This window comes from Streptomyces sp. NPDC047017 (assembly GCF_040644175.1).
Taxonomy (GTDB): Bacteria; Actinomycetota; Actinomycetes; order Streptomycetales; family Streptomycetaceae; genus Streptomyces.
In genome coordinates this window covers 1-11,978 of sequence record NZ_JBEYVW010000042.1, presented here as the reverse complement: position 1 = coordinate 11,978, position 11,978 = coordinate 1, and the positions used below count along the sequence as shown (strand labels likewise).

The window sequence follows — 11,978 nt, the reverse complement described above, 5'->3', positions numbered from 1 at the left end:
TATACCTACACTCCCTAAGTGACTCTCTTTCGCTACACGAAGCTCTTCCGATCCGCGCGGTCTGCTCCGCAGACACGACGCGCCGCCGCTACGCGGCGGAAGAAATGCCGCGCTCCGCGCGGCTATTCGATGGCTGCGCCATCGAATGCGGTCAACTCCGTTGACCGCGGCTCGAATTGCTCCGCAATTCAGCCTGCAGGAATTCGCTCCGCGAATTCCTGGGGCCAGCTAAAGGGATCGGCGCGACATCTCTCGCTGCTCGCCATCTGAACTATCGTCTCGTCAAGTATTCCCCAGCTACCGGACTAGATCTAGCTCTGGGCGAGGAGGTTGTGTGCTCTGTGAATCTGTGTATTGCTCAGTCTTTCTGAGAAGCCGTTCACTGGGGTCATGACCTTGGAGTCCCCGTGGACGGGCATGACGAGGCCTGTCCTGATCCTTCGTACGTCGATGTCTGCTTCGTGGCGCCGGGCGGAGAGCAGCGGCAGATGCCTAGCTGCGTGCTGCGCACGAACAACGCCTGGAGGGCTGTGTGCCAGTCAGAATGTTTCCGGTGCGCCGGGGGAAACGGTTGGCGCGGGCTGGTGGTAGTCGGCGGCCACGGGGCGGCTCATGCGCTACACGGAAGCACGGCTCAGTGGGATCGTTTGACGCTGCTCGACCAGGACCGCCAACTGGTCGGCCACCACCCTGACGGACGCCGACAACCCCTGCGCGGTCCTCAACTGGCTGCAACGCAGCGCAGCGCGAAACTCCTCGCCGACTTCGCCTCCCAGGCAAGGTGAGTTCACCCACGAGGTGCTGGACGCGCTGTCCGAGAGCAGCCCACACGCTAACTTCGCGGCTTGCTCGTCACGGCCGGCGTTCTCCCGCGCCGAGATGAGAACCTCGTAAGCTTGGAATTCCGCTGGGCAGCCCACGGAACGTGATCAGCACCCACAACCTCCTGAACCAGTACGGGCTGCCCGGCCTCTCCGCCCGCAACACCGCCGTGATCGAAGCGGTCATCAGCCTCCCTCTCATCGTGGTCGCCGACCTCTTCGGAATGCATCCCGGGACGGCTCAGAGCTGGGTGAACTATGCCAAAGGCGACTGGAGCACCTAGCTCGCAGCCCGCATGGCCGCCACATGGTGGACTGCTTGCTGCCTTCTGCGGTCAGGGGTTCCTCAGGGGTGATCTCAGGGGCAGTCCGGAGGTGGGGATGCCGCATGTGGCCCTAACGTGCGTGTGGCGGATGAGCAATGCCCCACAGAGAAGGCGAGCGAGTGTTCCGGAACAAGGCTTTCAAAGCATCGCGATCACCCGGCCAGGCATTGGCCTCGGACGTATCCGGCGTCGGTGCCGCGAGCGTTTGCGAGGTCGTCACCCTGACCGCTCTGCACAAGGCATACGGCAGCACCGATCGCCGCATCACTGCCTTGGCCGGGGTCAGTCTGTCCTTTCTCACCGGCACGTTCACCGCGATCATGGGGCCGTCGGGCTCTGGCAAGTCGACGTTGCTGCAGTGCGCGGCAGGTCTCGAACGGGTCGACACGGGCCAGGTCCTGCTCGACGGGGTGCCGCTGCACAGGCTTTCCGAGCGCGCGCTGACCGAGCTGCGCCGCGAGCAGATGGGATTCATCTTCCAGTCCTTCAACCTGATTCCGGCGCTGACCGCCCGGCAGAACGTGGAACTGCCGCTGCGGCTGGCCGGGCGGGAGATCGACACGGCGGCCATCGACCGGGGTCTTGCTGATGTGGGCCTCGCCGAGCGTGGCGGACACCGGCCCGCCGAGCTCTCCGGCGGCCAGCAGCAGCGGGTCGCCATCGCCCGCGCCCTGGTCACCAGGCCTATGGTGATTTTTGCGGACGAGCCGACCGGTGCGCTGGACTCACGCACCGCGCGCGACGTCCTGGCGCTGCTGCGCGGCGTGGTGGAGCAGCACGGGCAGACGGTGGTCATGGTGACACACGACCCGGTGGCCGCCTCGTACGCGCAGCGTGTGGTCTTCCTTGCTGACGGTCGGGTGACCGGTGACCTGACCGAGCCGACGGCCGAGTCCGTCGCCCTGCGGATGGCCCAGCTGGAGCCGGGTGAGAGCGGGACGAAGCCGTGCTGAAGATCGCCGCAGCTACCCTGCGCCACCGTCTGATGGGCTTCGTGGGCGCCTTCGTCGCCCTCGCACTCGGTACCACGATGATCGGCATGATGACGCTGACTCTGGCGGCGACCTTCGGGACGCCGCACCCGGGGCCGCAGCGGTTCAAGGACGCCTCGGCCGTGGTGGCGCCACGGGGCTTCGACGGGAACCCGATGAAGGCGCCCGCGATTCTCCCGTCGGACCTCGTCGCGAAGGTGACCGCGGCGGGGCACGTCACGTCCGACCGCAGCTTCCCCGCGCGGCTCGTCACCGGCGCCTCGGACACCACCGGCCACTCCTGGTCCTCGGCCCGTTATGCGGGCTATGGCCTGGTGGCCGGGCGGGCGCCCAGTGGCATGGGCGAGATCGCCGTGGGGGGTGGCAGCAGGGAGCTGATCGGGCATCAGAGCGAGGTGGCGACGCGCGACGGCGTGCGCCGCTACCGGGTGGTGGGCGTCACCGGCGCGCTCTGGTTCGAGAACGCGGTCTTTTTCAACGACGCGGAGGCGGCGCGGCTGTCTCCGGGCGTCAACGCGCTCGTCACCGACCAGGACGCGGGCCGGCTGTCTTCGCTCGTGGGCGGCCGGGCCGTGGTCCTCACCGGCGACGACCTGACGCGGATCGACCCGGATGACACCGGCGGGTCCGCGGCACTGGCCAATGCCCAGGCCATGGCGGGCAGCACGTCCGGACTCGCCGTGTGCGTCGCCGTGTTCGTCGTCGTCGCGACCTTCGCCTTCGCCGCCGAGCAGCGCCGCCGCGAACTGGCGCTGCTGCGGCTGGTGGGCGCAGCGCCCCGGCAGGTGCGGCGCATGGTGCTCGGTGAGGCCCTGCTGATCGGTCTGGCCGCGGCGATCATCGGATGTGTACTCGCGCCGCTCGGGACCGTACCGCTGCGCTCCTGGATGCTGGATCACGATGTGGCCCCGTCATGGTTCACCATCCCCTTCAACGTCGTGCCCTTGCTGATTTCCTTCGTCATCGGCGTGGCCGCGGCGCTGGCCGGCTCGGCCGCGACCCTGTTGCGCGTGTCGCTGATCCGGCCGATCGAGGTGCTGCGCGAGAGCGTGGTGGAGCGCCGTGGTATGACGCCGATCCGCTGGCTGCTGGGGGGCGGGATGCTGGCGGGTGCGGTCGGCGCGGGCATCGAGATCGCCCGGACTGCGCCGTATCTGGCGGCCACTGTACGCAAGTACGAGGCGGTCCCGGTTCTCTACGTCGGTGCGGTCACCCTGCTCTCCCCGGTCCTGCTGCGTCCGGTCACCCGGCTGCTGCTCGGTCCGCTGCGCCGCTCGGCCAAGGCCGGCCCGCTGCTGGTGCGCGAGAACCTCCTCACCTCCCGGCGCCGCACAGCCGCCATCGTGGCGCCGATCGTGGTGGCCGTCGGTCTGGTGGGCACACTGCTGACCCTGCAGAAGTCCGGCGATGCCGCAGTACTCGCCCGGCAGCGGCAGGAGATCCGTGCGTCGGCCGTCGTGGTGCCCGGCGGCGATCTGAGGCTCGACGCGAGGTCCCTGGACCGGCTCCGGGCCGTGCCCGGCGTTCGGGTCACCCCGGTAGCCGCCATGAACGTCCGGATCGGTACGGCCCACGGCGAGCAGATCGACTCGCTGACGACGAACGCGGTGCCCAGGACGGCGATGGGTGACACCGTCCGGCCGCCCGTGCTCTCCGGCTCTCTCGCCTCGCTGCCCGAGAACTTTTTGGTCATCGATGAGCACGCGGCTGAATCGGATGATCTGTCGGTGGGGCAGCATGTGGTCGCCCTGCTGCCGACCGGCCGTCGGGTCCCGACCGTTATCGCCGCCGTCGTCGCGCGCGGCCTGCACGGAGACGACACCTACGTCTCTTCTGCACTGGCCGGCACATTGACGACTAGACAGGTCTACCTCGACTCCGCGGTCGGCACCGACAGGAAACTCGACGCGCAGCAGAGGGCCGCGGTGAACCGGGCGCTGGCGGGCTCAGGCGCCCAGGTTATGACATACGACGCCTACCTCAAGGCCCAGCGTTCGCATGCCGCGCGGCAGACGAACAATGCTGCGGTGGTGATTCTGGGGATCGCGCTGGTCTACGCGCTGATCGCGGTCGCCAATACGCTGATCATGGCGATGGCCGGACGGCGGCGCGAGTTCGCTCTGCTCGCACTCGTCGGCGCCGTGCGCGGGCAGGTCGTGAAGGTCGCCGTGGCTGAGTCCGCCGTGGCGGTGGTGGTCGGCATAGCCCTCGGCGCCGTGGCGACCGTATTGGCCGTGGTGACCCAGCATGTCTCGCTGAGCAGGCTCGTGACGGCGGCTCCGACGGTGATCCCGTGGACCCAGATAGGGGGGACCGTTGCGATCTGCGCCCTTGTCGCCTTGGCCACCGCGTCGGCCGCGGCCTGGAGTGCAAGCCGTCGGCCTGCGAGTGAGGCCGTAGGCGTCCGTGAATAGCGCGCCCTCGGAATACTGCCTCGCCACCAGTTCGACGGTGGGGGTGGAAGCGGCGGAGTACCGGGGGTGGGTCCGGGCTCCCGAGCATGTGCGGCCGGTCGACGGCGTCGACTGCGACCAGGTCGCCACCAAGCGCCTCCCGTCGGCGCCGACGTCGACGGTGTTCGGGGAGCGCCGGCCTTCCGCTGGGTGCTGGCGAAGGTGCGCCAGGGCCGCGGCCCGGTCCGGGGCGTTGCATGCGGCGGGCTGCGAGGAGGTGCCGCAGAGCGTTCCTCTGCTTGATCTGGAGTATGCGTTGAAGGTCGCGGAGCACCCGGGGACGCGACTGTGCATGCTGTGTGGCTGCGGGCAGGAGCTGACCCCGCTGCTGCAAGGTTTCGAACGGGGGCGGTGCAGCGGCGCGGCGGCTCCGGCCGTTGCGCAACCAGGCTGGGCGTGCCCCGGTCCCGGGCCGCGGCCGTGCTGTCCATCCCGCCCGTCCCTTCGTCCTTCACTCCAGCCAGGGGCCATGGGCGAAAGCGGCCGCGACGGGGGTGTCAGCGGTGCAATCATGGTGAAACGGTGTGGTGACCTGCGCGGACATGGGAACGGCCCGTGGGGGCGCGCAACAGTGGACGCGCCCCCTATCTCGCAACCTCGTGCTTGTGACGGGCCGAGGCGTCCGGTCACGCGACCAGGCCCTGAGCCTTGGTGCCGCAGGAACGGCGCTTCCCTTTCTGCCGGGCAAGCCTGTTGAACAGGTCGTGGACGCGATGGTCGATCGCCCAGCGGGTGACCACGGTGTCGTGCCGGGTGGTGGCCATGACGTGGAAGACGTCCTCCCGCTCCAGCTCGGACCGCCCCCCCCGTGGAGAACCCGTAGGCGGCGTCCGCGGTCACCCACCGGAACGGGATGTCGTCCGTGATGGCGCGGCGGACCATGCGGGCCATCGCTTTGGCCATGCGAGCACCCGCGCCGCGTCCTCACACGCCCCGTGAACGCGACGCCCAGCTCTCCGCGGTCGACAGGACCGCTTCGACGGCCGTGTCGTAGATGGCCTTGTCGTCGACGGCGCTCAGCGCGTCGGTGTGTGCCCGGGTGACGGGGAACTTTGCCTCGGACAGGTGCGAGTAGACACGGGTCCAGGTGGTGTGGTCCTTCGTGCGCACCTCGGGCTGGAGCGAGTGGAGCGCGGCGGTCCCCGCGCACAGCCCGAGGGCCGTGTCGATGAAGGTGCGGTACAGCAGCACCGCCCGGGTCGGGTCGAGTCCCGCGCGGGCGAAGCAGCCGAGCAGCAGTTCCACCATCTGGCGCTCGGCGGGCCCGCCCGTGGTGCGGGCGAAAGTCAGCTCCGTGATCGCCGGGAAGCGCGTCTGCACCCGCCAGGTGACCTCGGCGACGCGGCGCAGCACGTCCTGCCAGCTCTCGGTGGGAGCCAGGTCGCCGATCTCGTCGAGCTCCATCTCGATGGTCCGCTCGCACAGCGCGAGCACCAGCTCGTCCTTGTCGCGGAAGAGCCGGTAGAGCGCGGTGACGTCGACGTCGATCTCCTGGGCGAGCCTGCGCATGGTCAGGCCGGCGAGGCCCTCGCGCTCGGCCAGGGCGAAGGCCGCGTTGACCGCCGCCTCCAGGCGCAGGTTCCTGCTGACCCGGCGGCCATGAAGCCCGCCACCGGGCTCCCCGACGCCTTCCGGCGCCGCGGTGGAGGTGTTCTTCGCCATGCTTGCCCGCTCCTTGTCGACCGCTCCGCTGCCTGGCCGTCGACTCTACAACGAACAGGCAAACAACATGGACACATGCGTTGACAACGGCGTTGGCACTGAGGTTGCGTGGTGTGTATCACGCCGCCGCCGGCCGGCCCCCTTCACACCAGGGCCCACGCCGGAAGGCATCGCATCCTGCTTGGAGCATCCGATGAGCCGATATCTGCGCCTGGCCCTGGTCCAGACGCCCGCTGAGTCCTTCGAGGAGTTCGCCGCGAACCTGCGGCTGCGCACGCGGTCAGCGAACGCGGCCGAGCTCGTGGTCTACCCCGAGCTCCACCTGTGCTCGCTGGACGCCGAGACGATGAGCGACTCGGCGTACGAAGCCGCCTACGCCGAGCCCTTGGACGGACCCCGCGGCAAGGCGCTCTCGGAGCTGGCCAGGGAGCTGGGGATCTGGCTGGTTCCCGGGAGCGTGCTGGAGCGCGGCGACGACGGCCGGGTCTACAACACAGCCGTGGTCTACGACCCCGGCGGCGAGCTGGTCGCCGCCTACCGCAAGATCTTCACCTGGCGCCCCTACGAGACCGTGGCCGTCGGCCGGAGCTTCGTCGTCTTCGACATGCCCCGGCACGGCCGGGTCGGCCTGTCCGTCTGCTACGACAGCTGGTATCCGGAGGTCACCCGCCACCTGGCCTGGATGGGTGCCGAACTCGTGATCAACGTGGTGCAGACCACCACCACCGGCCGGGCCCAGGAGATCCCGGTCAACCAGGCCAACGCCATCGTCAACCAGGTCTGGGTGGCCAGCGTCAACGGCGCCGGCCCCACCGCGCAGGGCCGGAGCCTGCTGATCGATCCCGAGGGGCACATCCAGGCCGCCGCGAGCGGCATGGAGGACACCGTCCTCCTCGGCGTCATCGACTTCGACCGTGTGGCGGCGGCCCGGGCCCACGGCACCAGCGGCGACTCATGGCCCTGGGACCACTTCGCCGACGGCGACAGCCCGCTGCCGCTGCCGCTCTACAACGGCTACATCGACCCCGCCACCTGGCGCCCGGAGACCCCTCCGCTCACCCCGCGGGCACTGCGCCGCTCCTCCGCGCCCCTCCCCGACCACCGGCCCGGACAGGGGGAGGCGTCGTGAGCGGCGAACAAGGAAGCACCGGGCAGACGAAGCTGACCGGGCAGCTGTCCCTGCTCTCGGTGGTCGCCTTCGGCGTGTCCTACATGTCGCCCAGCATGGTGGTCGTCGTCTTCGGCGTGGTGGCCACCACCAGCGCCGGCACCGCGCCGACGGCCTTCCTCCTCGCCACCGGCGCGATGCTGCTGACCGGGCTCAGCTACGCCAGAATGGCCAGACTCCACCCCGGCTCCGGCTCGGCCTACTCCTACACCCGGCATTTCCTCGGCGCGCCCGCCGGCTTCCTCGTCGGCTGGACGGTGCTGCTGGACTACCTGTTCCTGCCGATGGTCGCCTGGCTGGTCCAGTCGATCTTCCTGAACGCGCAGTTCCCGGCCGTCCCGGTGTGGGCGTGGATGCTGATGCACGCGGTGGCGACCACGATGGTCAACATCGTCGGGGTCAAGGTCGCCGACCGGGTCAACCTGCTCTGCACCTCGGTGGCCGTCTTCGTCAGCCTGCTCTTCATCGGCTACCTGACCACATACCTCGGCCACCATTGGCCCGGCTCCTGCACCGCGCCCCTGTGGAACGCGCACAGCGAGGGCTTCGGCATCTCCTCGGCGGCCTCCGTCGCCGCCTATTCCTACCTGGGCTTCGACGCGGTCACCACCCTCTCCGAGGAGACCCGGGACCCCGAGCGCACCATCCCCCGCGCCGTCATCCTGGTGCTCGTCATCGGCGGCCTGCTCTCCACCGGCACGGCCTACCTCATGCAACTCGTCCACCCCGGCGGGCTCTTCGACGACCCCGAGATCATCGGCTACACCATGGCCGCCCAGATCGGCGGACAGACCTTCGCCGACTGGACCAACACGGCCGACCTCATCGCCGGATTCGCCTCGGTGCTCGCCGTACAGCTCGCTTCCAGCCGCTTGTTGTTCAGCATGGGCCGCGACGGCGTGCTGCCCAAGCGCGTCTTCGGACGGCTCCACCCGCGCACGGGGACTCCGGTCCTGTGCCTCCTGTTCACCGGCGCGATGTGCCTGCTCGGCCTCGACATGTCCCTGGAGACCGCGACCTCGTTCATCAACTTCGGTGCCTTTCTCGCCTTCAGCGCCGTCAACGTCTGCGTGATCGCCCACTACCTGCGCAACCGGACCAGCCCGCGCCTGGGCGTCGCCGGCCACGTCGTGGCACCGGCGCTGGGCCTGGGCGTCACCGTCTACCTGCTCAGTCAGCTCAGCGCCACGGCGCTGACCATCGGCAGTTGCCGGCTGGCGATCGGCTTCGGCCACCTCCTCTGGCTCACCCGTGGATTCCGCCGCCCCACCCCCGAGATGAGCCTCGACGACGAGCCCGCGGCCACCGGCCACGTCGAGAAGGAGGCCGCCACTCCGGCCTGACACGCCCCCTCGCAGGCCAGATATGACCTCTCACCATACGAGTCCCCAGGAAGCCGGCGTCAGCGGGTGGCCGGCGAAATCCGTCCCCCTTACTGTGGCTGCCTTGTCAGACGTGCGCCGGCGGGCCGCGTCACGCGAGACAAAGGGGGAAGACACCATGGTCAAAGCGTTACGCCAGCGGCCGGAATCCGCTCCGCCCAAGGGGAGCCGGCGACTTCGGCGCCACCCGCGGCGCGTCGCCCTGGGTTCACTCACCGCCGCATTGTCAGCACTCATCTTCACCGTCTGCCAAACCGCCGCATACGCCGCAGGACCCTAACTGTGGGCGAATGACAGCCACGTCGGTAAGCGCCTCACCGTCCGCGCGGCGACACTAGACGTCCCAAGCTCGTACGGCGGCACACCCTTCGCCCATCTCAACAAAGGAGAGACGTTCACCGTGCACCAGAACTACGCGGAGTTCGGCAGCGAGTACATGCGCGGCTTCGCCCGGGGCTCCGTCAACGCGGAGGGATTCGTGCAGAACGGCTGGTTCTGCTTCTAGAACCGGGCGCAGCCACGACAGCGTCCGCGAACACCGCCGTGGCATCGTCGCGCCTTGGGAGACCCGCAGTCAGCGGAAGCCAGCGTTTTGGCCGTGCGTGTACGCCGATGTGCGCGGAGCGGAACAGGAGCTGCTCACGGTTCCAGGACGGCGTCGGACCGGTGCCGTCCATCAAGGAGCGGCGGGAGAAGGCGGTGGCGTAGGTGCACAGGACCTTGCATTCCTGCGGCCCGGTCAGCCAGGTGTCGCGCGCGGTGGCGCCGCCGACGCGGCGGCGGCGGCCCGCCCGGCCCCGTGCGCCTGCACCGGATACGGCGCGCTCGGGCGGGCCCGCGAAATCCTCGAAGCGCAGGATGGCACCGGCACGCCGGACTGGACGGCGCCCGCACAAGGGGCTCACCCTGAAGAGCCGAGCCGATTACCCAGGCGGCAGATCCACTGAACCGGAAAGGGAGGCCGCCGTGCCCGGCCCGAGCACCCCCGATGAGGACGGCGAAGACGCCTCCCCCGCCGAGACCGCCAAGCCCCTGTCCAAGAAGAAGAGGATCCTCCGCGCCCTCGGCATCGGCGCCGTGGCCGTCGTCGCGGTCGGCGGCCTGCTCATCAAGCTCGCCCAGAAGAACCACGCCAGCAAGGACATTGCGACCGACCAGTGGCCCGATGCCAGGCTTCCGACACCCGCGGAACTTGAGTTCGCCGCCATCGTGCGCGCTGCCGCAGAAAACGTGGCGAAGAACGTGAGCGTGTCCACGAGCGGCTTCAACGTGGAAGCAAAGATCCGATCCAACTCCGGCACGGGAACGTGGACGGCCCACTTCGAATTTGATGAGGAGACAGGCCACTGCCGCTGCTCCCATCCCTACCGCGGCGCGACCGCGCCTTTGTTCTTCACCGAGGAGGTCCAACGACGACTCGAAGCGGCCGCCTGACGGCCAGCTCGCCGCTCAGCCGAAGCAGCCAGCGGTACAGCACCCCACCCTGCACAGTACGGGGGCCGGCTGTCACCCGCGGCCGGCCGCGCCCGGCCCAGATGACAGCGCAGGAAGCTGCCCACCCCCCGCCATGAGCCGGCGCCCCCCGGCCCTCCTGGCAAGCCACTGCGGCGCCACCAGCTCCAGCGCACTGTACTCATTGAGCTGACGATTGCCGAGCCACCCCGGCATACAGGGAGACCCCGGGTCGCGGCCGCCGTCGCGGCGAACGGTGCGCGAGCCACCCCGGCATACAGGGAGACCCCCCTGTCCGTGACCGGGCCTGGGCCGCTCGCAAGCCCAGGGCGCCACCGGTGCGCCACAACGAGGCCCGGACCGATGAGATCAAGTCCATGGAAGAACCCCACCACCTCCCCCGGCTACGCACCCGGACAGATATCCCGGCCTGCGCGCAGACGCCGGCTATGGCCTTCATCGCGCCCGGCGCGCAGTCCCCGGTGGCGTGCGACAGACTCAAATACGAGCCCGAGAGCATCTCCCGCACAAGGCGGCGCACGACGCGGCAGAGCTCGTGATCGTCGGTGACGTACTCCAGCAGGGCGTCCAGACTCAGCACGACCGACTCCCCGAAGCCGACGACGCCCTCGCTTCTGACCGTGTCGATGAAAGCGGCCGGACCGGCGATGCCGGCCTGAACGCAGCGGGACCTGCCCCCGGCCGTGCCGCCCAGAAGGACGTCGCCGCAAACGACCACGACCAGGTCGCTGAATGGCGGCACGTGATCAGTAGCGGCTGAAGCCACCCAAGCGCGCCAAGTGCCCACGCGCATCCCGCGCGTTCAGCCCGAGCGCGGCGGCGGCCTCCTCGGGCGACGTGTCCCGGGCGATGTCGCGCGCCGGCCAGTAAGCGCTCTGCGCGGCAAGGATCTCCAGGTGGCGGGCCGCACGTACCGCGGCCAGCGGAGAGTCCTCGGCCAGCTTCTCGATCTCCTGCCCCAGCTGTTCCAACAGAGCAGTGACCGCCCCGGGAAGCGGCACCGCCGACCGCGCCACCTCCACGATGTGCGCGTCCCAGTCGCGGTTGCAGGCGTCGGCGACGGCTTCGGCGGCCTCCCCCGGGTCGTCGCTCTCACCTTCGGACTCGTTGCCTTCGCTCCAGACGAGGGCACGGCCGGATCCCGTCCATCCGCACGAGCACACCGCGCGCAACGCCGCCGCCCGCGGCCCCCCATGAGGCCGGCCGTCATAAACACTCCACTGCGACACCCGCCTGCCCTCCGCCCCGGAAAAGCTGAGGAAGAGCACAGGATCCGGGACAGTGCCATCGGCCAGCAGCACCCCGACCGCACCCACATGGGACGACCCGAACTCCTCCGTCGTCCACGTCTCCCTCTCGCCCTCACCCATCGCCTCGCCCCTCTCCTCATCGCGGCATCACACACGCCCGATCCAACCCACAGGTACAGACAATTCCGCAGTCCAAGACTGCACACAGCGAGATCCCCGAAAAGGTGACCACACCGCTCCACACCGCTCCACGGTGCGCCAGGCCCTGAAAGCCGGTAACGAGTCGGCCGAGCACCACCCACCAAGGTCCAGACACATCGCCGTACCAGCAGCAACAACAACAGCAACGACAACGACAACGACAACGACAACGACAACGACAACGACAACGGCAACGACAACGGCAACGGCACATCATCCCGGACTCACCCGAGTACCCATCGGTCACAGC

Annotated in this window: 8 protein-coding genes and 2 pseudogenes; 6 read left to right on the top strand and 4 right to left on the bottom strand. The window is 69.3% G+C overall.

The genetic code is table 11. From position 1 onward, the window contains the following. Window positions 1-925 precede the first annotated feature (925 nt). The 3 genes from ABZ858_RS37000 (at window position 926) to ABZ858_RS36990 (ending at window position 4,553) form a co-directional block, all read left to right on the top strand. A complete protein-coding gene (locus ABZ858_RS37000; protein ID WP_361389349.1) occupies window positions 926-1,105 on the top strand; it encodes a hypothetical protein in 180 nt (59 codons plus the stop codon). A gap of 263 nt (window positions 1,106-1,368) precedes the next feature. Continuing rightward, window positions 1,369-2,100, top strand: a complete 732-nt coding sequence (locus tag ABZ858_RS36995; protein ID WP_361389353.1) for an ABC transporter ATP-binding protein — start codon at window positions 1,369-1,371, stop codon at window positions 2,098-2,100. Next, window positions 2,094-4,553 (top strand): ABC transporter permease, encoded by a 2,460-nt coding sequence (locus tag ABZ858_RS36990; RefSeq protein WP_361389346.1) that lies wholly within the window; start codon window positions 2,094-2,096, stop codon window positions 4,551-4,553. Before ABZ858_RS36995 ends, ABZ858_RS36990 begins: the two co-directional genes overlap by 7 nt. A 692-nt stretch (window positions 4,554-5,245) precedes the next feature. Here the strand turns inward: ABZ858_RS36990 and ABZ858_RS36985 are convergent. Together ABZ858_RS36985 and ABZ858_RS36980 are read right to left on the bottom strand one after the other, a co-directional pair. Next, a pseudogene (locus ABZ858_RS36985) lies at window positions 5,246-5,474 on the bottom strand (IS701 family transposase); the annotation flags it as partial. A 42-nt stretch (window positions 5,475-5,516) separates the two neighbouring features. Continuing rightward, the gene (locus ABZ858_RS36980; RefSeq protein ID WP_361389343.1) at window positions 5,517-6,254 is read right to left on the bottom strand and encodes a TetR/AcrR family transcriptional regulator; all 738 of its coding nucleotides are present in this window, start codon (window positions 6,252-6,254) and stop codon (window positions 5,517-5,519) included. Window positions 6,255-6,447: 193 nt separating this feature from the next. Here ABZ858_RS36980 and ABZ858_RS36975 point away from each other — a divergent pair, with 193 nt between their 5' ends. The 3 genes from ABZ858_RS36975 to ABZ858_RS36965 all read left to right on the top strand — a co-directional run bounded on the left by ABZ858_RS36975 (window position 6,448) and on the right by ABZ858_RS36965 (window position 10,238). Next, window positions 6,448-7,383: a carbon-nitrogen hydrolase family protein gene (locus tag ABZ858_RS36975; protein ID WP_361389340.1), complete on the top strand. Its 936-nt coding sequence runs from the start codon at window positions 6,448-6,450 to the stop codon at window positions 7,381-7,383. Next, window positions 7,380-8,765: an APC family permease gene (locus tag ABZ858_RS36970; protein ID WP_361389337.1), complete on the top strand. Its 1,386-nt coding sequence runs from the start codon at window positions 7,380-7,382 to the stop codon at window positions 8,763-8,765. The genes ABZ858_RS36975 and ABZ858_RS36970 overlap by 4 nt, the downstream gene beginning before the upstream one ends. A gap of 1,005 nt (window positions 8,766-9,770) precedes the next feature. Further along, entirely contained in the window at window positions 9,771-10,238 is a 468-nt protein-coding gene (locus ABZ858_RS36965) for a hypothetical protein (protein ID WP_361389334.1), read from the top strand. Here ABZ858_RS36965 and ABZ858_RS36960 read toward each other — a convergent pair. Both ABZ858_RS36960 and ABZ858_RS36955 read right to left on the bottom strand, forming a co-directional pair. Beyond that, a pseudogene (locus ABZ858_RS36960) lies at window positions 10,169-11,070 on the bottom strand (SAM-dependent methyltransferase). The gene ABZ858_RS36965 and the pseudogene ABZ858_RS36960 overlap by 70 nt on opposite strands. Further along, entirely contained in the window at window positions 11,024-11,647 is a 624-nt protein-coding gene (locus ABZ858_RS36955) for a hypothetical protein (RefSeq protein WP_361389331.1), read from the bottom strand. Before ABZ858_RS36955 ends, ABZ858_RS36960 begins: the two are co-directional and overlap by 47 nt. Between the last annotated feature and the right edge of the window lie 331 nt (window positions 11,648-11,978).

What these genes read in the sequence shown, in the direction of transcription:
- ABZ858_RS36980 (WP_361389343.1), bottom strand. Translation starts at nt 6,254, where the DNA reads ATGGCGAAGAACACCTCCACCGCGGCGCCGGAAGGCGTCGGGGAGCCC.
- ABZ858_RS36975 (WP_361389340.1), top strand. Translation starts at nt 6,448, where the DNA reads ATGAGCCGATATCTGCGCCTGGCCCTGGTCCAGACGCCCGCTGAGTCC.
- ABZ858_RS36955 (WP_361389331.1), bottom strand. Translation starts at nt 11,647, where the DNA reads ATGGGTGAGGGCGAGAGGGAGACGTGGACGACGGAGGAGTTCGGGTCG.